We start from the raw sequence: 19,451 nt of genomic DNA, 5'->3' as shown, positions 1-19,451 counted from the left end.
TGATAAAACTCCTTTCAGTGCGTCAGCGCGCCGGCGCCTGCATCCACGCTTTGAACGCGGCGCGATTGCGCGAACAGACATAAATCTTGCCGCGACCGGAGAAGCGCAGGACGATGCCCTCGCCGCTGGTCTGGCTGTTGATCAGGTTGCCCAGGAAGCCGCCGCTGGTGCCGGTCGTGATCGAGACCTCGTAGTGCAGGGTGCTGTCCCAGGCGACGACGTGCGAGTTGTCGATGATCGCGTCCTTGCCCGGTTCCACATCCAGCACGCTCATCGAGCCGAAGCCCGATACCACGACCTGTCCGCTGCCCGACGTCTCGGTCACGAAGAAGCCCCCGCTCTGGGCGAACAGCGCATTGCCCAGGCTCTGGGTCCGCACGCGCAGGTCGACGCCGGATGCGGCCGCGACGAACGCGCCATCGCTGATGATGTACTGGTTCGGGCCGCAGTCGACGACCTGCATCGCACCCGGCAGCGTGGGCGACAACAGACAGTCGCCGTCGCCGCGCGCCGCTTCGATGTGCTGCTGGAAGAACGACTCGCCGTTGGCGAAGGTGCGCATCAGCGCGCTGCCCAGGCCACCCTTCATCTTGCCCTTGAGGTCGAGCGTCGATTCCATCATGACCATCGCATCCGATTCGCAGTAGATGGTCTCGCCACGCTTGAGCGACACGTGCAGGAAGGGATCGACGTCCCCGGTCACGGTAAACACTGGCATTGTTGGCTTCCTCTGGTGGGGCCTCGCGCAACCTGCTGCGCGTTGCATTGGCGGTCTGCGATGCTCGCGACGGTTGCGCGAGGCCCTGTGACACCACCCCATTTCTGTGGTGGCTGGGTTAATAAATTAAACGTTCACGCCGTAGTTCTTGGCGAGGGGGCCGAGGCCGCCGTTGAAGCCCTGGCCCACCGCGCGGAACTTCCAGTCCGCGCCGTTACGATACACCTCGCCGAAAATCATGGCCGATTCGGTCGAACCGTCTTCGGACAGGTCGTAGCGGGCGATCTCGCTGTTGTTGGCCGCGTTGATGCAGCGGATGAACGCACGGCTCACCTGGCCGAAGTTCTGGCGGCGCGTATCGCCTTCGTGGATGGTCACGGCCAGCACGATGCGGTCGACGTCGGCCGGGACTTTCGTGAGGTCGATGCTGAGGGTTTCGTCGTCGCCCTCGCCGGCACCGGTACGGTTGTCGCCCGAGTGCGCCACCGAGCCATCGGCCGACCTGGCGTTGTTGTAGAAGATGAAGTCGGCATCCGAGCGGACCTTGCCCGACTGGTTCAGCAGGAACGCGACACCGTCCAGGTCGAACGCGGCGCCATCGGTGGCGCGCACGTCCCAGCCGAGGCCCAGTTTCAGGCTGGACAGGCCCGGTGCTTCCTTCGACAGGTTGACGTTACCGCCTTTTTGCAGACTGATTGCCATGATGGTTCTCCATGTAGGGTGGGCACCCCGTGCCCACGTAGTTTCACGTTACCGTTCGCATGGCGGGCTCGGAGAGCCCACCCTACGTTCCTTCCTTAATTACGCGTCGACCAACTGCTCTTTATGCACACCCAACGCTTCCTGCTTCCTGCGGTACCGGATCGACGACCACACCGAGGCACCGATGAAGGCGACACCCGCAAGACCCGTCACCATTTCCGGCACGTGGAACTTCATGCTGGCCAGCATGATCAGCGCCAGGATGCCGATCGCGTAGTGGGCGCCGTGCTCCAGGTACACGAACTGGTCGAGCGTGCCCTTTTCCACCAGGTACACCGTCAGCGAACGCACGAACATCGCACCGATCGCCAGGCCCAGCATGATGATCACGACGTCGTTGGTGATCGCAAAGGCGCCGATCACGCCGTCGAAGCTGAACGACGCATCCAGCACTTCCAGGTACAGGAAGCCGCCGATACCGCCGCGCTTGACCATCTCGCCGACCTCGCCGCCGCCCTCTTCCGACTTCTCGAGCATGTTCGACAGCACGTCCACGCCGACGTAGATCAGGATGCCCCACAGGCCCGACATCAGCACGACCATCTTCTGGGCTTCCGGCACCAGGGCCAGGCTGGCCATCAACGCGCCGATCGCGATCATCACGGAGATCGACGACACCTTGCCGAGCGAACCGAGCTTCTCTTCGAAGTGGCCGAGCCAGTGGTGCTCCTTCTCTTCATCGAACAGGAAGTTCAGGAAGACCAGCAGCAGGAACATGCCGCCGAACGCCGCCACTTCCGCGTGGTGGTTCGTCAGGTGCATGGAGTACTGCTTCGGATCCTGCAAGGCCATGTTCCACACGTCCATCAGGCCCAGGTCGGCCGCCACCGCGACGATCACGAGCGGGAACAGCAAGCGCATGCCGAACACGGCGATGATGATGCCGACGCCCAGGAACAGCTTTTTCCAGAACGGATCCCAGGTCTTCAGCACGGAGGCATTGACCACCGCGTTATCGAACGACAGCGAGACTTCCATCACCGCCAGGATCGCGGCGATACCCATCGCGGTCAGCGCGCCGGCCCCCCCGGCATGCGTGTAGCCCCACCAGGCCGAGCCCAGCAGGCACACGGCCGTGACAACGAATGAAAAACGAAAATGCTTCATGTTCTTTTCCACCTTTCGGTGTGTGTTGTTGACAAGGCGCAGTGTAGAGGGGTGCGCGAAATGAAAAAAGCGAAGATAATGAGATGATTACTTCGTAAAAACCTGCGCTATCCGGACAGCAATGAAAACCGACATCAATTTCCGCCACCTGTACTACTTCTGGGTCGTGGCCAACGAAGGGGGCATCACGCGCGCGGCGGAGCGCCTGGGCCTGGCCGTACAGACGGTCAGTTCGCAGCTGACCCTGCTCGAACAATCGCTCGGCAAGACGTTGTTCGCACAGCAGGGCCGACGGCTCGTGCTGACGGAAGCGGGCCGGCTGGCGCTAGGCTATGCCGACCAGATCTTTTTGCTGGGCGAGCAAATGCAGGAAGCGTTGAGCGAGTTCGACAGCGGCCGCACCCGCCTCACGGTGGGCATCTCGGACTCGCTGCCGAAACTCTCCGCCTACCGCATGCTGGAAGCGGTGACGCGGATGGAGCGGCCCGTGCGCCTCGTGTGCTACGAAGACCAGTTCGAGGCCCTGCTGGCCGACCTCGCGCTGCACAAGCTGGACGTCGTGCTGACCGACCGCGAGGTGCGCGCCGGCGCCACGCTGAAGGTGTTCAGCCATCAATTGTTCGACAGCGAGATGGTGGTGGTGGGCGCGCCCGCGCTGGCGCAGCGCTATGGCGGTGCCGGCGAGAGTTTCCCACAGAACCTGAACGGCGCGCCGTTCCTGCTGCCGGCACGTAATAATGCCCTGCGCGGCAAGCTAGACGAATGGTTCGTGCAGCACCATGTGCGGCCGGACATCGTCGGCGAGTTCGAGGACAACGCCCTGCTGAACACGTTCGGCCGGCGCGGCCTGGGCCTGTTCTTCGCGCCGGCCGCGCTGGCGGACGACGTCGCCGAGCAGTTCGGCGCCGTACGCGTCGGGTCCGTGCCGAGCGTGCGCGAACAGTTCTACATGATCTCCAGCGACCGCAAGATCATGCATCCGGCGGTCGAGGCAATTCTGGCGGCATCGCAAAAAGGCCTCCCCGCGCCGGCCTGACCGTTACAATGCAGCACAGCTCTTGCTATTGGATCAAACATACCTTTTATGCAAAACGTATTACTCGTCGTTCTCGCGCTGCTGCTGGTGGCGCTGAACGGCTTCTTCGTGGCGGCCGAATTTGGCATCGTCACCCTGCGCAAGACCCGCGTGCGCGCCATCGCCAAGACGGGCGGCCTGCGCGGACGCATCCTGTACAAGGTCCACAGCCAGCTGGACGCCTACCTCTCCGCCTGCCAGCTGGGCATCACGCTCGCGTCGCTGGGCCTGGGCTGGGTCGGCGAACCCGCGTTCGCCAAACTCCTGGAACCCGTGTTCTCGCTGCTCGGCGTCACGAGCCTGCAAATCATCCACGGCGTGTCGTTCGTCGTCGCGTTCAGCGTCATCTCGTTCCTGCACATCGTCGTGGGCGAACTGGCGCCGAAGTCGCTCGCGATCCGCGTGCCGGAAGCGGTGGGCCTGTGGAGCGCCGTGCCGCTGTACGGCTTTTACTGGACGATGTACCCGGCCATCTGGCTGCTCAACGAAAGCGCCAATCTCGTGCTGCGCATCGCGGGCCTGTCCGGCGTGGRCAGCCACGAGACGCATTATTCGAACGACGAATTGAAGCTGATCCTGCGCACCAACACGGGCACGCCGGGCGAGCGCTTCACGCACGACGAGCGCCACATCCTCGCGCAGTCGCTGGAATTCTCCCAGCACACCGTGTCGGACTTGATGCGGCCGATTAACGAGGTGAGCGCGCTGTACGCGAGCCGGTCGCTGGAGCAGAACCTCGACACGATGCGCCGCAACCGCTTTTCGCGCTATCCGTATTTCGACGAGGACGGCGAGGAAGTGCTGGGCGTGATCCACCTGAAGGACCTGTTCTTCGCCGAGCAGTCCGGCAAGGACGTCGACGACCTGACGGAATACCTGCGCCCCCTCGAACTGATCTCGGCGCGCACGCCCGCGATCGAGTTGTTCCGCCGGTTCCGCGGCGGCGCTCCGCACTTTGCGCTGATCGGCGAAAAGGGCAAGCGCCCCGTCGGCTTCATCACGCTGGACAACCTGCTGGGCGCCATCGTCGGCGAGATCCGCGACGAGTTCCGCCTCAACGAGAACGACTGGCTGCCGCAGGGCGACGGCACGTACATCGGCAAGGCGAGCCTGCCGATCGTCTCGCTCGAACGCGTGCTCGGCATCGACATCGACAACGAAGCGATGGGCCTGGACGAAGTCGAATCCGTCGGCGGCCTGCTGATGGCCAAGCTGGGCGATATTCCCAAGCAGGGGCAGCGTATCGAGTTTCCGAAGTTCGATGTGGTCGTCAAGAAGACCAACGGGCCGCGCATTCTGCTCGTGAAGGTGATTCCGCAGCTGGAGCGTGGGGCGGATGAGGATGATCTGGACTGAGAGCGTCCAATAAAACCGCTCCACATACCGTCAATTCCTGATCGACTGCCCCTGCTGCGCCGGCGACAACCGCCTATTGCAGGCGTTCAGGCGTCACCTTACGTTGAGAAGTAACCCGATATGCCAATACCGACCGTAGCAAAAAATGGCGCTTCGTCGCCGTTGTCCGGCCGCCAGAAAGCTAACTCAAGAGAAGGAAAGATATACGTATACCCGAGTTCTGGATCGATCTCGTCAAGTTTGGCACGCCGTGAAACCTCCGAGATCAGGATCGGCACGGGTGTAGCAAAGACCGGTAGCCCAAACAGAACCGCCTCCAGGTTGCACTCGACGGATAGCTCGATGAACGCAACGGTAGGTTGGTCGCCTTCGTAGAATACCTGGAGTCCATTCTGAAACCACGCATCCGTCGGATACCTTGAGTCTGGTGTCTTGTAAAAGCTCGTCTTTGGCGTACCGAGAGCGGCAACTGCTGCCTCTCTACTCGCACCGAGACGAAGGGGACCGACACCGTTTAGCGGATTGAGGACAAATTCGCTCCTCATCAGAATTTTTCCTTCCTTTGACTTGTGTTACCTTCCACGTGGGCTGGACGAAAAGTCCCTCTTGGCCGAAGGGGATCCAGTCAAGTTACCACAACAGCCCCCGAACGAACTTTCGTGGCCGAAGTCTGTAGGTCACTTCTGTTCGTCACCCTCGTCTGTCTCGCGCGGCTTCTCCCAACGTTCCCACGTCATGCCAACAGCCGAACGAAAAGCCCCCCAGCCACGTGGAAGATCCGCGATTTCGGATAGCGTCGAATCTCGATCGTAGACACAACCAAGGCACAACAACACACATTCGCCTGGCTCATCTGTGGTTGCGTCTAGAAACTGCCAATCGCCATCGTGGTCATGCGCTACCTGGAGGACCGGAAAATTTTCACGTGCCACCCTAGCCGTACAGTATGAAAGGGTTTGCAAGTCATCTGGAAAAGGCCAAGTATCGAAATGATGGGTGTGCTCGGACATATCGGCGTGAAGGATCGCGTTAATTAGAAAGGGCGCTGCTGGCCGATCTCGGCCGTTCAGTGTACGCCAGTTGTCGACCGCTTTGGACGTTCGGCTTTACTTGAAAAAAGTTTTTTCCAACGCGTTAATCCTGTTTTCGAGTTTCAGCAGGTTGTCGTGTAGGTTCATTTCTTTCGCAGCGGACTTCAACAGGCGCAAAATTGGAAGACAAGTTGGCTGGTCTTCGGAAATGATCGACTCGAGCCATTCAAACGCCAGTCCAAGTTCGTTCGAGTCCATGAACTCATCAAATTCTTGCAGGCCGGTTGCATTTGCCGCGACAACCTGCGGCGAGAGCAGTGTCTTTGCCTCCGCCAGTAAGCATGCAGTTCGTTGCCAAGATGCCTGGAAGTTCGACATTTGATGATTCACCCCTCGGCCGCCTGCCGCGCTTCCTCACGATACCGCCCCGGCGACTTGCCCACGAGCCGGCGAAAATCCGACGTGAAGTGCGCTTGGTCGAAATAGCCGAGTCCCTGCGCCAGCGCGGCCAGGTCGACGTCGTCACCCTGCGCGAGGCGGTCCGCGGCCTCGTGCAGGCGGAAGCGCCGGATCACCCATTTCGGGCTCACGCCCACGTACTCGCTGAACAACTGCTGCAAGCTGCGCACGCCCATGTGCGCGTGCGCAGCCAGTTCTTCGACCCTGGTCAGTCCGGGCGTCGACTCCACCGCACGCAGGATGGCGGCGATCCGGTCGACCTGCGGATCGGGCGCGGGCAGCGCCGCGCGCAGTAACGCATTGGCCGCCTCCATCATCGCCGTATCGTCCCCGGTACCGAGCACGGCATCCTGCGCGGCCGCCTCGTCCCACGGAAAGACGTCGGCCAGCGGCAGCACCTTGTCCGTGATCGTGTGCAGCGGCCGGCCGAGGAAGGCGCGGAAAGCGCCGGCCCGGAAGCGCAGGCCGCACACCTTGCCGGCGTCCTTCAATTCGTAATCGAACGGACCCGTCGTCAGCCCCCAGATGCCCGTGCGGGCGCGGTCGAACACGACGTGCACGCACGGGTAAGGCAGCGTGCGCTGCATGTGCGCGGGCCGGCCGCGCAAGTCCCATTCGACGATCCAGTAATGGTCGAGGAACGGCGCCAGGTCGGGCGGCGGCAGGTAGCGTCCGAGCCGGAACATCGTGCCGGCGAGGCCGGGTGCGACCACGCCCTTGGCGCGGTCCGTGACGGTGGGTGGCGTGCTCATCGCGTCATTCTAGCGCGCGTTTTTCCAAGACCGCGGAAAGCAGCCCGCCTAAGCTGTCGGTTCACCGCCATCACGAGGACACCATGAACCTGACCCTGTTCCACGCACCGAATTCCCGCTCCTGCGCCGCCCGCGTCCTGCTCGAAGAACTCGGCGTTCCCTACGACCTGCACGTGCTGAACCTCAAGAAGAACGAGCAGCGCGCGCCGGCGTACCTGACCATCAATCCGATGGGCAAGGTACCCGCCATCCTGCACGGCGACGCCCTCGTCACGGAGCAGCCCGCGATCTTCATCTATCTGGCCGATCTGGTCCCGGAAGCCGGTCTCGCGCCGGCGCCGGGCGATCCGCTGCGCGGCCCGTATTTGCGCTGGCTCGCGTTCTACGGTTCCTCGTTCGAGCCGGCCATTACGGACCTGGCGATGAAGCGCGAGCCCACGCCGCCGATGATGTGCCCATACGGCGACTTCGACACGATGCTATCCACGCTGACGACCCGGCTGCGCGCGGGCCCTTACCTGCTGGGAGAACGGTTCTCCGCCGCCGATGTCCTGTGGGGCTCGTCCCTGGTCTGGGCGACGATGTTCAAGCTCGTGCCGGAACTGCCCGAGATCATGGCCTACATCGACCGTGTCAGCTCGCGTCCGGCCGCGCGCCGGGCCGCGGAAGCGGATGCGGCGCTCGCGGCCGCGCAGGGTTGATCACGCCGGTGGCCAGCGACGGCGGCGCTGCTACGGGAAGCATATTTGTTTCGCAGGCCACCGCCGCCCGCTAGAATGGCGGCCCGCGCGCCCGCGCATACCCAACCACTAACCTTTGCATGACCGCCCACCTCGCACCCGCGCGCCTGCGCGGCCTGGACCTGCTGCGCGCCGCCGCCATCCTGCTCGTCCTCATGACCCATTACTCCGGCTTCGTGAGCCACGCGGCCACGTTCGGCGTCATCGGTCAGGTCGGCTGGGCCGGCGTCGACCTGTTCTTCGTGCTGAGCGGTTACCTGATCGGCAACCAGCTGCTGGCGCCTGCCGCGCGGGGAGAACCGCTGGCGCTGAAGACCTTCTTCGTGCGCCGTCTGCTGCGCACACTGCCCAATTACTACGTCGTGCTGGCCGTGTACTGGTTGCTGCCCGGCCCACCGCTCGGCGGCTCCGGCATGGCAGCGCCGTGGCGCTTCCTGACGTTTACGCAGAATGTCGGGCTCGCGTACGGCCAGACGTTCACGCATTCCTGGTCGCTGTGCATCGAGGAGCAGTTCTACCTGCTGCTGCCTCTCGTCGTACTGGCGCTCGCACGCATCGGCTCTCCCGTGCGGCTGGCCTGGGGCCTGCTGGCGGGCGCCATCGCGGCGGGCATGGCCACGCGCGCGGCGGCGTACGCGCTGCACGGACACGATGCGTTCATGGCCGAGGTCTATTATTCGAGCTTCTGCCGCGCCGACGAATTGCTGCCCGGCGTGGCCATCGCGCTGCTGCGCAATTTTCATCCGCACGCGTTCGCCCGCCTGCTGCGCCATGCGAATGCGCTGTGCGCTGCCGGCCTTGTGCTGAGCGCCGGTATCCTCACGTGCATCCAGCTCGACTAGCCGGCGACGTCCGCCACGTCCACGTTCGGCTTTTCGGTGCTGGCGATCGGCTTTGCGCTGCTGACCTGCGCCGCGCTGTCCCCGGCCTGCATCCTGAATCGCCTGGACATACCGGGCGTCCCGCAGCTCGCGCTGTGGTCATATGCCGTCTACCTCGTGCACAAGCCCGTGTTCATGGCCCTGCGGCCGCAGCTGGAGCGCCTGCACATCGATGCGAACGCGCCCGCGACCGTGGTGGCCGTCATGGGTACGGGCATCGCCGGCGGCTGGGTGCTGTATCGCTGTGTGGAGACGCCGTTCATGCGCCTGCGGGCGCGCTGGACCGCCATGCGTGACGCCACGCATGAGTTCCACGCGGTGCCAAGGGACGGCACCGCAACCGGCTCAATGGGCTGAAGGCGGGGAAGGAAGTGGCCGCCGCCACGCCCGCCCTTGACCTGCAAGGCGTGCGTGGCGGGCGGCCCGGCGTCATGCCGCCGAGACAGGCGCCTTGCGGCGGCGCGCGCGGCCCAGGATCAGGCCGAACACACCGGCACCCAGCATCAGCGGGGTTGCCGGCTCAGGCACCTCGCCGCTGGCCGGAGCGACGGTGGTGAAGTCATCCATCACGTACCAACCGGTGTCGCGCGTGATGCTCAGCGACGACACGTTGTCGAACGCCGCGGCCGCCCACACATAGCCGCTGCCGATCGCGACCGGACCGGTCGTGCCGATCAGGTTGTTGCCGGCGTCAAAGGCGGAGATCGCGATCCACGACGCCTTGTCGGCGGCGCCGTCCGGCGCCGCGAACCAGGCGCCGGCGAAGTTGAACGGCGTGGCGCTGCTGATGGTGGCGCCATCGCTGCCGAAGCCGTTCACGGCGAAGTGCGTGCCGCCGTGGGCGCCGTTGCCGTAGCCGTCGATGCTGTTGTCGCCGGCGTACCAGTCGTCGCTGAAATTCAGGCCGGCGTACGGGTTGATGTCGCTCAGGCTGGCGAAGTCACCATCGGTGGCCACGTTCTCGAAGCCAACGACACCGGCGTTGGCGGCGCCGGCCAGCATCAGGCTGGCGCCGGCGATCAGTGCAAGCAGGGTTTTTTTCATGGTTGTACCTTACTGGATAAGAGGTCGTTATTTGCAGATGTCGCCGGTCACTTGCGGGATATTCGCGTTCATCGCATCCTGGCCTGCGAAGACGAAGCCGAACGAGGCCGTCCCGCCTGGAGCGATGTCCTTGTTCCAGCCACCGCCGTCCGAACCCGTGAAGGTCGGCGCGCTGCCCGTCACCGTCCCGTTCCACGCGCTGCCCGCCACATACGTGCCGTCGCTATAAGTCCAGGACACCTGCCAGCCATGCAGCGTGTCCGTGCCCTGGTTGGTGATCGAGACAGTGGCGATGCCGCCGCCCCACCAGACGCCGGAGAGGTCGTACTTGCACACGGCAGCGGGCGCCGGCTTGACGGGCACCTGCGGCACCACCTGGACGTTGCCGGTCGGATCGATCTTGCCGTAGGCGATGCCGCGGCTGTTGGTGCTCATGTAGACCGTGCCGTAGGTATTCATGTCGCCGTTGACCCAGCCTTGAATCGCACCGCCGTATTGATGGGCGTCGTCGTTCACGCGGTCCCAGTGGGCGCCCTTGTCGGTCGAACGCAACAGGCCACGCGACGTTCCCACCGTACCCCACATGTAGAGGGTCGGATAATGGGCGTCCGGCGCTTCCTTGCCAAGGCCGACCGAACCGCAGGAGCTGATCCCGCCCACGCTGGTGAAGGTGGCGCCCGAGTCGATCGAGTGGGAGAGGCCTTTGGCATCGAGGCAGACCCACACGTCGCCCTCGATGCCGGGCGTGGCGCGCACCAGATTGTTGCCACCCGTCGGCAGGCTGGCTTGCGCGCTGAACGACACGCCGCCATCGGTGCTGACCAGCATCTGGCCGCTCATCCGGTCGTAGACATAGAACTTGGCCGGGTTGACCTTGTCCGCGACCGGGTAGGCGTCCTTCACGGACAGGCCGGCCACCGGCGTCCAGTTGGCGCCGAAGTCGGTCGAACGGTACGTCGTGGCCGAGCCTGCCGGGCTGTGCAGCAGCACGAAGCCGTCGGCCGACAGTGCCACCCTGCCGAAGTTGCCGTTCATGGACGGCGCCGCTTGCCAGCTCGCCCCCATATTGGTCGAGACATAGATTTTGTCCCAGGCAGCCCGCGCTATCACTTGCGGTGCTTGCGCCGCCACTGCCAGGCCGGTGTCCGTGCCGGCGCCCAGGGAATGGCGGATGCCATACTGGGTCGGATCGGTGTGGACGAAGCCGTCATAGTCGCCGATGATCGACACCAGCGGGCCGCCCGGAATGCTCTCGACGCCGGTCGGAACGCTCTCTTCGATGCCGTGCACCTCGAACTTCCAGGTGCTCAGGGAGGCATCGATGTCGCTCGTCTTGAACACGCCGTTACCCGAGATCACCCATGCGCTCTTCGAATCGAAGGGGTCGAACTCGACGTCGCCGGCCCAGTGGATCGACGTGTACTTGACCCAGTCGATGCCGTTCGGGTCGATCTCCATGCCGCGTTGCATCAGGTCGACCCAGGAGCGGCCCGCGTCGTAGGAAGTGAAGATGTGGTCACCGTAAGTGGCCGGCTGCTGCTGCTGCAGCCGGTACATGTTGGTGGTCGACGCGATCAGGTGTTTCGGATTGTTCGGGTCGACGCTGATGCCGGCAAACGCATTGGTCATGCCGGCCGGCGTGACGTTGGTCCAGGCGCCGCCGACGGTGTTGTACTCCCAGACCTGGCCCGTGGTCATCGGTTCGCTGTCGTTCAGGCCGTGCGGTCCGGAACCGTCGGCGTAGGTCAGGTACAGGCGTCCCTTGTTGGTCATGGCCGCGCGTTGCGGCATCAGGCCCGACGGCGCGCCCGCGACCGGGGCGAAGGTGACGCCGCCGTCCTTGCTCATGTACAGGTTCGGTCCGACCGAACCGTAACGCGACACGCCGACGAAGATGCGCTTGGCCGTCCCGCCGCTGACGCTGGTCGGATCGAGCAGCACGAAGCTGATGCCGTTGCCGTTGGCCGTCGAGCCCACGTTCAGCCCGGACACGTGGGTCCAGGTCGCGCCCGAATCGACGCTCTTGAACAGGCCGTTGTCGCGGGTACCGACGAACAGGACGTTGCTCGAACCCGGGTCGACCTGCAGTTTTTCGCCATTCGAGCGGCCCATGCCGTTGCCGTGGGCCTTGAACTGGGACGTCACGTCGACCAGGTCGAAATGCTGGCCATAGTCGGTCGAGCGCATGATCACGGTCTTGCCGTTGCTGAAGTAGCTGGTGCCTGCCAGCATGTAGACGGTACCCGGGTTGCGCGGGTCGACCGCGATCGACTCGACGCCCATCAGGCCGGTATCGGCCTCGCTGACCCAGTCCGTCAGCGGGATCCAGCGGCTATTCTGGGCATCCCAGCGGTAGGAACCGCCCACGTCGGTGCGGGCGTACACCACGCCGCGCTCGAGTTTGCTCGGCACGACGCCGATGACATAACCAGCGCCGCCCATCGCGACGTTGTCCCAGCGATAGTTTTCGGCGTTCGCGCCGAGCGAGAACAGCAGGCCCAGGGTCAGGGCCAGCGTTTTTTTCAAATGCATCGTTGTCTCCGTTTTTGTCCGAGATGGTCCCAGCCTGTTCCCGTCGTCGACCGCGAGGGGCTCAGTGGCTTTATGGGTGGAAACGATTATGTAAGTACGATGCGTGCGTTAATAGTCCATTAATCGCTAATGTGATTAATGAAATATATCAAATTATTTCCACAAGGAAATCTATCGGAACGCCACCGCGGTACGTCCGACTCGGGGGTGTGCGATGACGCCGGTTCCGCGACAGGCTAGACGCCGTTGCCGTCCTGCCTGACGATCGGATCCTTCGTATGGGTCCACCCGCTCAGCAGCGAGTAGGCCACCGCCAGCAACGTGGGGCCGATGAACATGCCGACGAAACCGAACGCGATCACGCCGCCCAGCACACCCAGCAAGGTGAGCAGGAACGGCAGGCTGGAGCCGCGGCTGATCAGCATCGGGCGCACGACGTTGTCCACGCCGCTGATCAGGAAGAAGCCCCATACGAGCATGAAGATGCCCCACCCCGTCTCGCCCTGCGCGAACAGCCACACGGCCGCGCCCCCCCATACGATGGGCGGGCCGACGGGAATCAACGAGGACACGAACACGAGCACCGACAGCAGCGCCACCGCGGGCACGCGCGCGATGGCGAAGCCGAGGGCGGCGACGAGGGCCTGCGCCAGCGCCGTGCCCAGCAGGCCGTACATCACGCCGCGCACCGTCTGGCCGACGATCTCCGCGACGGATTCCGCCTCCTCGTCCATGATGCGGCGCATGGCGGCGTTGATGACGGCCATCAGCGCCTCCCCGTCGCGGTAGAAGAAAAAGCTGACGAAGGCGGCGAGGCTCATCTGCGCGACACCCGCGCCCAGCATCATGCCGCCGGACAGCAGCGCGTGCCGTGCCGGTTCGACCATGCGCTGGGCGAGTTCCATCATGCGTTCGCGACTGGCGACGAGCTGGCGCAGGTAGTTATCGAGCTGGTCGCCGACGAGCGGGATGTTGCGCACCCAGGCCGGCGGCAGCAATTCTCCCTGGTTCAGCGCGGCGCGGATCTGGTCGAACGACGCGGCGACGTTGTCCGCGAGGTTGTACGCGACGAGCGCCAGCGGGATGATGACGAGCAGTGTGAGGGACAATGTCAGCGTCAGCGCGGCGAGCGTGCGCCGGCCGCGCAGGCGGTGCAGCAGCCGCAGGTACAGCGGCCAGGACGAGATGACGACGGCGGCCGCGAACAGGATCGCGGCCAGGAAGGGTTGCAGGACGTAGAGGCAGCCGAGGGTCAGCAGGATGACGGCGCCGGCGCGCGTATAGTTTCTACCTGGTCGTTTGTCCATCAGGATAACAACTGACGGAGATCGTGCACGATAGGATCGGGCCCTTGCCCGTGGCGGATGAACAGCCGCAGGCGGCCATCACGGTCGAACACATAGCTGCCGGCCGTGTGGTCGATCGTGTAGCTGTTCGGGTCCGAGCCGGGCACCTTGGCGTAGAACACCTTGAATTCCTTGGCCGTCTTCGCCGTCTGCTCGGGCGTGCCGCGCAGGCCGATGAAGCGCTTGTCGAACGCCGGCACGTAGCTGGCCAGCAGCTGCTGGGTGTCGCGTTCGGGGTCGAGCGTGATGAACAGCACCTGCACCTGGTCCGCGAGCGGGCCCAGTTTCTGCATCACGGTGGCCATCTCGGCCATCGTCGTCGGGCACACGTCCGGACATTGCATATAGCCGAAGAACACGACCACGGCCTTGCCCTTGAAGTCGGCCAGGGTGCGCGGCTTGCCCGTGTGGTCGGTCAGCGAAAACCCTTTCGCGTAATCGAGGCCGGTGACGTCGGTGTTCTGGAAGGCGACTTGCTGCTTGCCCGGCAGTTTGTCGCATGCGGCGATGGACACGGTCAGCGCGCAGGCGGCGACGAGAACGGGCAGCAGTTTTTTCATCATCAGAAAGGCAGGTATTGTTTGACGTAGTGGTCGACGAGCAGCGCGGCGAACAGCAGCGACAGGTAGACGATCGACCAGGCGAACGCCTTGCGCGCGACCTGGTCGCTGTAGTGCTTGTGGATCAGCCAGCCGTAGCGCAGGAAGATCGCGTTCAGCACGACGGCGGCCGCGAGGTACAGCACGCCGCTCATGCCGACGGCGAACGGAAACAGCGTGCAGGCCGCGAGCGCGACGGAATACAGCCAGACCTGCTGGCCCGTGTACTGCATGCCGTGGGTAACGGGCAGCATCGGCAGGCCGGAACGCACGTAGTCGTCGCGGCGGTACATGGCCAGTGCCCAGAAATGCGGCGGGGTCCAGACGAAGATGATCAGCACGAGCAGCCAGGCCTGCATCGGCACGTCGCCCGCGACGGCGGCCCAGCCGAGGGCCGGCGGCATCGCGCCGGAGAGACCGCCGATGACGATGTTCTGCGGCGTGTTCGGCTTCAGCAGGACCGTGTAGATCAGCGCATAGCCGACGAAGGTGACGAAGGTCAGCCACATCGTCAACGGATTGACCATCGTGTACAGGACACCCATGCCGGCGCCGCCGATGATGGCGGAAAAGATCAGCACCTGCGTGGGCGACAGCTCGCCCATCGCGGTGGCGCGGCGCGCCGTGCGGGCCATGCGGGCATCGACTTCCGCCTCGATCAGGCAGTTGACGGCGAACGCGGCGCCGGCCAGCAGCCAGATACCGATCGTGCCCCAGATCAGGACATGCCAGCCGGGAAAGCCGTCGGTGGCGAGGAACATGCCGATCACGGCGCAGAAGACGGCCAGCTGGGTGACGCGCGGCTTGGTCAGCGTCCAGTACTGGGCGATCCGGCTGGGCGGTTTGTGGATGGCGGTTTGGGTAATCATGGGTGGCTCGCGGACGTCGCCGCCTCACGTCGTGGACTGCGCAGCGCCAGCTCGAGTTGATACTGTATCTTGTAGTTTAACATGGTCACCAGCAGGACGAGGCCCGCCGCCCCGGCGTTATGGAGCACGGCGATCGGCAACGGAAAGTTCAGGAAGACCGTCGCCACGCCCGTCATTGCCTGGGCGGCAAGCACCAGCACGAGGTTGCGCGCCGTGCCGTGCAGGCCCGGGATGCGCCACGCGCGCCACGCCGTATAGCCCAGTACGACGACGACGACGAGCGCGAAGTTGCGGTGCACCCAGTGGATGGCCGTCAGCGCGGAAAACGGCAAATAATGCCCGGCCGCCGTCTTGCCCAGTTCGCGCCACAAGGTGAAGCCATGTTGCCAATCCATCTCTGGGACAATTTGTCCATGACAGAGGGGGAAATCGCTGCAGGCGAGTGTCGCGTAATTGGTACTCACCCACCCGCCCAGCGCCAGTTGCAGCAGCAGGACGGCGCCCGACAGCCACGCGAGCGGACGCAGCCTGCGCAGCACGGTGGGCGGTGCGGTGCGGGCCGGCGGCGCCAGCAGGTGATCTTCCCGTCCGCCCAGCCAGACAGCCAGTGCCAGAAGGGTCATGCCGAACAGCAGGTGCAGGGTGACGATGACCGGCTGCAGTTTCAACGTGACGGTCCAGGCGCCGAACGCCCCCTGCACGCACACCCACAGGAACAGCAAGGTCGGCAACGCGGGACCGTGCGCGGGCCGCGTGCCGCCCGCGCCGCGGTCGCCCCGTGCACGGCGCCATTCCAGCCACGACGCGGTCATCAAGCCGATGATCAGGAAGCCGATGCCCATCGCGAGGAAGCGGTGGATCATCTCGATCCAGGCTTTCACTTTCGTCACGGGACCGGTGGGCATCAGCGCCTCGGCCGCGGCGATGTGTTCGTGCGCGAGGAACGGGTTCGCCTCGCCGTAGCAGCCGGGCCAGTCCGGGCAGCCGAGGCCGGAATCCGTCAGCCGGGTAAAGCCGCCGAACACGATCAGGTCGAACGTGAAGAAGGCGATCACCCACGCCAGCTTGCGGTACTTGTGGGTGCCGGTGGCCGTCCACACGAGCGCGAGGGGCACGCTGGCCGCCAGGATGCCGGTCAGGGCCAGCAGGATGAAATTCGATGCTTCCATTGCGCGGGTTCCTCAGCCGACCGACGACGCCTTCAACAGCTTGCTGATGTCCTTGTACACCTTGCGCACTTCCTGGAACTGCGGATCCTTCGGGAAGCGCATCATCAGGTGGCCCAGCGGGTCGATCAGGTACAGGTGATCGGCCGGCGTCGTGCCGGCATCGGCCGGCAGCCAGCCTGACACCGTCGCCGCGTCCGCGCGCAGCATGTGCGTGCCGTCGTATTCACGGATGACGATCGTGTCGAGCGGCTCCTTGTCGGTGATGAGCCAGACGCGTTCGATGCGGTCCGCTTCCTTGCCCTGCATCAGCCGCAGCTGGCGCATGGCGAACAGCTGCTTCTGGCAGGCTTCCGGACACGCGCCCGGCCCGACCATCAGCATCACCCACTTGCCCTTGAACTGGTCGAGCGCCTGCGGACGGCCGTCCAGCGTGGTCGTGGCCATCGCCGGGATCGGATGGGCGCGTTGGTCGATCAGGGTGCCGTAGTTGTTGCGCTTCTCCGGCTTGATGACGTAAAAGGTGAAATAGGACGCGATCAGCGGCGATGCGCATACCAGCAGCACGAGCCACAGCATCCAGCGGCCGCGTTTGCGGGCGCCGTTCGGGTTGGGGCCTGCGCTCGCGCGGGCCGGATCAGCCAGCTTGTTTGGTTCCACTTCGAAATCCTGTTATCACAAAAAATAGGAAGGCCATCGCCGCCAGCGCGTACCACTGGAAGGCATAGCCCTTGTTGCGGTCGACGTCGACCGCGGGGGCCGGCCATTTGCGCACGAGGGCCCGGTCCGGCGCACCGGCGACCGGCGCGCCGGGGCGCCGGACCTCGGCAWCGACGCCCGTCTGTTCGACCAGCACGGGCAGCACGGCAAAGCCGCTGGCCCGGGCGAAGCCGGCCGGGTCGAGATTCTGCACGATGGCGTTCGGCCGCGGCGGCGGCGCCGTGCCCAGTTCCATCACGCGCGCGGGATGCAGCACGGCGCGGCCTTCGATGGTCGTGCGGCCTGCGGGCGTGGCCACCTGCGGCACGCGGTCGTGCGCGGCCGGGTCGCGCGGCAGCCAGCCGCGTGCGACGAGGACCGTCCCGTTCGATCCCGCTATTCTAAACGGCATCAGCAAAACGAATCCGGTGCGGCCTTCGAGCGGACGGTTGTCGAGGAACACCGGCCAGTTGGGGATGAATTCGCCGGTCACGATGACCCGGCGATATTCGACGGCGGCGGGATCGACCGGCCTGCCGTCGAGCACGAGCGGCGGCAGCGCGGTGCGCTGCGCGAGCCGGGCCTGCAGCGCCGTCTTCTCGGCCGCGCGGCGCACCTGCCAGTTGCCGAGCAGGATCCCGAGTGTGACGAGCGCGAGCGTCGCCAGGAAAGGAATGGTTCTAAATCGGAAGCGGAGTCGCATACAATGGTGGAACAGATCGTAAAACCTTGACAACGCAACCCGGGCCGCCCATGAAAACCGTCGTCGCCATCGCCTTCGTGCTCATCATCGGCAGCCTTGCCTCCGCCCTCTTCTTCCTCATGCGCGACAAAGGCCGCAGCAACCGTACCGTGCAGGCGCTCGCCATGCGCGTCGGGCTGTCGATCACGCTGTTCCTGCTCGTGCTGTTCTCGTACAAGATGGGCTGGATCCAGCCGACCGGCCTGCGCTGAGCCTGACGGTCGCCAAAACGACGGGGGACAGGTCACGCCGCGGCCTGTCCCCCATCTTTCCCGTAGGGTGGGCACCCCGTGCCCACGCGTAACGTCCGCGTGCTGCCGGCGTCCGCGTGCTGCCGGCGTCCGCGTGCTGCCGGCGTCCGCGTGGGCGGGGGCCGCCCACCCTACGTTCGCCAAATGGCCAGACAACCGCGTTTACAGCCAGTACACGACGACGTACAGACCCAGCCACACGACGTCGACGAAGTGCCAGTACCAGGCCGCGCCCTCGAAAGCGAAATGGTGCTCCGGCGTAAAGTGGCCGCGCAGCACGCGGTACAGCACGACGGACAGCATGATCGCGCCCATCGTCACGTGAAAGCCGTGGAAGCCGGTGAGCATGAAGAAGGTCGAGCCATAGATGCCCGAGGTCAGCTTCAGGTTCAGTTCCGTGTACGCGTGATGGTATTCATACGCCTGGAAGCCCATGAAGATGGCGCCCAGCAGGATCGTCACGAACAGGAACAGCGCGGTGCGGGCGCGGTGGCCGGCGCGCAGCGCGTGGTGGGCGATGGTCAGGGTCACGCCCGAGCTCAGCAGCAACGCCGTGTTGATGGTCGGGATCGGGAACGGGCCCATCGTGCTGAACTGTTCCACGGTGCCGGCCGGGCCGACATTGCCCCAGTGGCCGGCGAAATCCGGCCAGATGACCTTGTGGTCCAGGTCGGACAGCCACGGCATCGAGATCGCACGCGCATAGAACAGCGCGCCGAAGAAGGCACCGAAGAACATCACTTCCGAGAAAATGAACCAGCTCATCGACCAGCGGTAGGACAGGTCGATGCGCTCGCCGTACTTGCCCGATTCCGACTCGCCGATGGCGTCGCCGAACCAGTTGTACAGCACGATCAGCATCGCGACGATGCCGGTCGTGCAGACGCCGGGGCCCCAGGCGGTGCCGTTGACCCAGCCGGAAGCGCCGGCCATCGTGACCAGCATCGAGATGCCGGCCGCCATCGGCCAGCGCGACGGGCCGGGAATGAAATAGTACGGCGCGGTGTGGGGTGAACTCATGTATTTCTCCTCAATCAAGCATTGTTTCGAATTCCGGGGTACTGCACTTCCCTGCTTTCGTGCTTCTTTTTTTGTTTAACTCTTTGCGACGACCATGCGCACGACAAAGACCAGGATGCCGATGAACAGCGCCACCCCGATCAGCGCACCCACGATCACGTGGATCGGGTTCAGGTTCGCTGCATCGTGCTCGTAATCGCGGCGCTTGCGCACGCCGAAGAAGGACCAGAACACGGCCTTCATCGTGGCGCCAAACGTCGCAGGCTTCGCAGATGATTTGGGCGCGTCGTCGTTCATGATCA

Annotated in this window: 22 protein-coding genes; 6 read left to right on the top strand and 16 right to left on the bottom strand. The window is 64.6% G+C overall.

From position 1 onward, the window contains the following. Window positions 1-22 precede the first annotated feature (22 nt). The 3 genes from AC1DYX_RS02495 to AC1DYX_RS02485 form a co-directional block, all read right to left on the bottom strand. Window positions 23-718, bottom strand: coding sequence for a TIGR00266 family protein (locus AC1DYX_RS02495; protein ID WP_477255949.1), 696 nt, complete (start codon window positions 716-718; stop codon window positions 23-25). Window positions 719-844: 126 nt separating this feature from the next. Next, window positions 845-1,420, bottom strand: a complete 576-nt coding sequence (locus tag AC1DYX_RS02490) for a TerD family protein (RefSeq protein ID WP_477255947.1) — start codon at window positions 1,418-1,420, stop codon at window positions 845-847. Window positions 1,421-1,519: 99 nt separating this feature from the next. Continuing rightward, a complete protein-coding gene (locus AC1DYX_RS02485; protein ID WP_477255945.1) occupies window positions 1,520-2,587 on the bottom strand; it encodes a DUF475 domain-containing protein in 1,068 nt (355 codons plus the stop codon). Between the two features lie 121 nt (window positions 2,588-2,708). Between AC1DYX_RS02485 and AC1DYX_RS02480 the strand changes: the two genes are divergently transcribed. Next, window positions 2,709-3,623, top strand: a complete 915-nt coding sequence (locus AC1DYX_RS02480; RefSeq protein ID WP_477255943.1) for a LysR family transcriptional regulator — start codon at window positions 2,709-2,711, stop codon at window positions 3,621-3,623. Window positions 3,624-3,671: 48 nt separating this feature from the next. Beyond that, window positions 3,672-5,018: a hemolysin family protein gene (locus AC1DYX_RS02475; protein WP_477255941.1), complete on the top strand. Its 1,347-nt coding sequence runs from the start codon at window positions 3,672-3,674 to the stop codon at window positions 5,016-5,018. A gap of 98 nt (window positions 5,019-5,116) precedes the next feature. Here the strand turns inward: AC1DYX_RS02475 and AC1DYX_RS02470 are convergent, their stop codons facing one another. The 3 genes from AC1DYX_RS02470 to AC1DYX_RS02460 all read right to left on the bottom strand — a co-directional run bounded on the left by AC1DYX_RS02470 (window position 5,117) and on the right by AC1DYX_RS02460 (window position 7,260). Next, entirely contained in the window at window positions 5,117-5,563 is a 447-nt protein-coding gene (locus tag AC1DYX_RS02470; protein WP_477255939.1) for a hypothetical protein, read from the bottom strand. 561 nt (window positions 5,564-6,124) lie between these two features. Then, a complete protein-coding gene (locus AC1DYX_RS02465; protein ID WP_477255937.1) occupies window positions 6,125-6,427 on the bottom strand; it encodes a hypothetical protein in 303 nt (100 codons plus the stop codon). Between the two features lie 8 nt (window positions 6,428-6,435). Further along, the gene (locus AC1DYX_RS02460; protein ID WP_477255935.1) at window positions 6,436-7,260 is read right to left on the bottom strand and encodes a DUF6597 domain-containing transcriptional factor; all 825 of its coding nucleotides are present in this window, start codon (window positions 7,258-7,260) and stop codon (window positions 6,436-6,438) included. A gap of 83 nt (window positions 7,261-7,343) precedes the next feature. Here AC1DYX_RS02460 and AC1DYX_RS02455 point away from each other — a divergent pair, with 83 nt between their 5' ends. The 3 genes from AC1DYX_RS02455 to AC1DYX_RS02445 all read left to right on the top strand — a co-directional run bounded on the left by AC1DYX_RS02455 (window position 7,344) and on the right by AC1DYX_RS02445 (window position 9,238). Further along, a complete protein-coding gene (locus AC1DYX_RS02455) occupies window positions 7,344-7,961 on the top strand; it encodes a glutathione S-transferase family protein (protein ID WP_477255933.1) in 618 nt (205 codons plus the stop codon). 119 nt (window positions 7,962-8,080) lie between these two features. After that, complete coding sequence (locus AC1DYX_RS02450; RefSeq protein ID WP_477255932.1) at window positions 8,081-8,842, top strand: acyltransferase family protein; 762 nt, start codon at window positions 8,081-8,083, stop codon at window positions 8,840-8,842. 36 nt (window positions 8,843-8,878) lie between these two features. Then, on the top strand, window positions 8,879-9,238 hold the full coding sequence (locus tag AC1DYX_RS02445) for an acyltransferase family protein (RefSeq protein WP_477255930.1): 360 nt from the start codon (window positions 8,879-8,881) through the stop codon (window positions 9,236-9,238). Window positions 9,239-9,310: 72 nt separating this feature from the next. Here the strand turns inward: AC1DYX_RS02445 and AC1DYX_RS02440 are convergent, their stop codons facing one another. From AC1DYX_RS02440 to AC1DYX_RS02405, 8 genes are all read right to left on the bottom strand, one after another. Further along, window positions 9,311-9,925, bottom strand: a complete 615-nt coding sequence (locus AC1DYX_RS02440; RefSeq protein ID WP_477255928.1) for a PEP-CTERM sorting domain-containing protein — start codon at window positions 9,923-9,925, stop codon at window positions 9,311-9,313. Between the two features lie 27 nt (window positions 9,926-9,952). Then, complete coding sequence (locus AC1DYX_RS02435) at window positions 9,953-12,457, bottom strand: cellulose binding domain-containing protein (protein WP_477255926.1); 2,505 nt, start codon at window positions 12,455-12,457, stop codon at window positions 9,953-9,955. 236 nt (window positions 12,458-12,693) lie between these two features. Continuing rightward, window positions 12,694-13,764, bottom strand: coding sequence for an AI-2E family transporter (locus AC1DYX_RS02430; protein ID WP_477255923.1), 1,071 nt, complete (start codon window positions 13,762-13,764; stop codon window positions 12,694-12,696). Then, window positions 13,764-14,363, bottom strand: coding sequence for an SCO family protein (locus AC1DYX_RS02425; RefSeq protein ID WP_477255957.1), 600 nt, complete (start codon window positions 14,361-14,363; stop codon window positions 13,764-13,766). The genes AC1DYX_RS02430 and AC1DYX_RS02425 overlap by 1 nt, the downstream gene beginning before the upstream one ends. Window positions 14,364-14,365: 2 nt before the next feature. Continuing rightward, window positions 14,366-15,271: a heme o synthase gene (cyoE, locus tag AC1DYX_RS02420; protein WP_477255921.1), complete on the bottom strand. Its 906-nt coding sequence runs from the start codon at window positions 15,269-15,271 to the stop codon at window positions 14,366-14,368. Further along, a complete protein-coding gene (locus AC1DYX_RS02415; protein WP_477255919.1) occupies window positions 15,268-16,440 on the bottom strand; it encodes a COX15/CtaA family protein in 1,173 nt (390 codons plus the stop codon). Before AC1DYX_RS02415 ends, cyoE begins: the two co-directional genes overlap by 4 nt. A gap of 12 nt (window positions 16,441-16,452) precedes the next feature. Then, complete coding sequence (locus AC1DYX_RS02410) at window positions 16,453-17,016, bottom strand: SCO family protein (RefSeq protein WP_477255955.1); 564 nt, start codon at window positions 17,014-17,016, stop codon at window positions 16,453-16,455. A 58-nt stretch (window positions 17,017-17,074) separates the two neighbouring features. After that, entirely contained in the window at window positions 17,075-17,839 is a 765-nt protein-coding gene (locus AC1DYX_RS02405) for an SURF1 family protein (RefSeq protein ID WP_477255917.1), read from the bottom strand. A 50-nt stretch (window positions 17,840-17,889) separates the two neighbouring features. Between AC1DYX_RS02405 and AC1DYX_RS02400 the strand changes: the two genes are divergently transcribed. Further along, on the top strand, window positions 17,890-18,090 hold the full coding sequence (locus AC1DYX_RS02400; RefSeq protein ID WP_029756988.1) for a twin transmembrane helix small protein: 201 nt from the start codon (window positions 17,890-17,892) through the stop codon (window positions 18,088-18,090). 201 nt (window positions 18,091-18,291) lie between these two features. Here AC1DYX_RS02400 and AC1DYX_RS02395 read toward each other — a convergent pair whose 3' ends face one another. Beyond that, a complete protein-coding gene (locus tag AC1DYX_RS02395) occupies window positions 18,292-19,149 on the bottom strand; it encodes a cytochrome c oxidase subunit 3 (protein ID WP_477255915.1) in 858 nt (285 codons plus the stop codon). Between the two features lie 75 nt (window positions 19,150-19,224). Beyond that, a complete protein-coding gene (locus AC1DYX_RS02390) occupies window positions 19,225-19,446 on the bottom strand; it encodes a DUF2970 domain-containing protein (RefSeq protein ID WP_477255913.1) in 222 nt (73 codons plus the stop codon). Between the last annotated feature and the right edge of the window lie 5 nt (window positions 19,447-19,451).

The sequence above is a fragment of the Massilia sp. P2_C2 genome, from assembly GCF_056404615.1.
The sequence above is the reverse complement of the archived record's forward strand: the minus strand, read 5'-3'. Positions and strand labels throughout refer to the sequence as shown.

Bases quoted from the DNA above. Each gene is read 5' to 3' on its own strand.
- AC1DYX_RS02495 (WP_477255949.1), bottom strand. From the start codon at position 718: ATGCCAGTGTTTACCGTGACCGGGGACGTCGATCCCTTCCTGCACGTG.
- AC1DYX_RS02490 (WP_477255947.1), bottom strand. From the start codon at position 1,420: ATGGCAATCAGTCTGCAAAAAGGCGGTAACGTCAACCTGTCGAAGGAA.
- AC1DYX_RS02485 (WP_477255945.1), bottom strand. From the start codon at position 2,587: ATGAAGCATTTTCGTTTTTCATTCGTTGTCACGGCCGTGTGCCTGCTG.
- AC1DYX_RS02480 (WP_477255943.1), top strand. From the start codon at position 2,709: ATGAAAACCGACATCAATTTCCGCCACCTGTACTACTTCTGGGTCGTG.
- AC1DYX_RS02470 (WP_477255939.1), bottom strand. From the start codon at position 5,563: ATGAGGAGCGAATTTGTCCTCAATCCGCTAAACGGTGTCGGTCCCCTT.
- AC1DYX_RS02465 (WP_477255937.1), bottom strand. From the start codon at position 6,427: ATGTCGAACTTCCAGGCATCTTGGCAACGAACTGCATGCTTACTGGCG.
- AC1DYX_RS02460 (WP_477255935.1), bottom strand. From the start codon at position 7,260: ATGAGCACGCCACCCACCGTCACGGACCGCGCCAAGGGCGTGGTCGCA.
- AC1DYX_RS02455 (WP_477255933.1), top strand. From the start codon at position 7,344: ATGAACCTGACCCTGTTCCACGCACCGAATTCCCGCTCCTGCGCCGCC.
- AC1DYX_RS02450 (WP_477255932.1), top strand. From the start codon at position 8,081: ATGACCGCCCACCTCGCACCCGCGCGCCTGCGCGGCCTGGACCTGCTG.
- AC1DYX_RS02440 (WP_477255928.1), bottom strand. From the start codon at position 9,925: ATGAAAAAAACCCTGCTTGCACTGATCGCCGGCGCCAGCCTGATGCTG.
- AC1DYX_RS02435 (WP_477255926.1), bottom strand. From the start codon at position 12,457: ATGCATTTGAAAAAAACGCTGGCCCTGACCCTGGGCCTGCTGTTCTCG.
- AC1DYX_RS02430 (WP_477255923.1), bottom strand. From the start codon at position 13,764: ATGGACAAACGACCAGGTAGAAACTATACGCGCGCCGGCGCCGTCATC.
- AC1DYX_RS02425 (WP_477255957.1), bottom strand. From the start codon at position 14,363: ATGAAAAAACTGCTGCCCGTTCTCGTCGCCGCCTGCGCGCTGACCGTG.
- cyoE (WP_477255921.1), bottom strand. From the start codon at position 15,271: ATGATTACCCAAACCGCCATCCACAAACCGCCCAGCCGGATCGCCCAG.
- AC1DYX_RS02415 (WP_477255919.1), bottom strand. From the start codon at position 16,440: ATGGAAGCATCGAATTTCATCCTGCTGGCCCTGACCGGCATCCTGGCG.
- AC1DYX_RS02410 (WP_477255955.1), bottom strand. From the start codon at position 17,016: ATGCTGTGGCTCGTGCTGCTGGTATGCGCATCGCCGCTGATCGCGTCC.
- AC1DYX_RS02400 (WP_029756988.1), top strand. From the start codon at position 17,890: ATGAAAACCGTCGTCGCCATCGCCTTCGTGCTCATCATCGGCAGCCTT.
- AC1DYX_RS02395 (WP_477255915.1), bottom strand. From the start codon at position 19,149: ATGAGTTCACCCCACACCGCGCCGTACTATTTCATTCCCGGCCCGTCG.
- AC1DYX_RS02390 (WP_477255913.1), bottom strand. From the start codon at position 19,446: ATGAACGACGACGCGCCCAAATCATCTGCGAAGCCTGCGACGTTTGGC.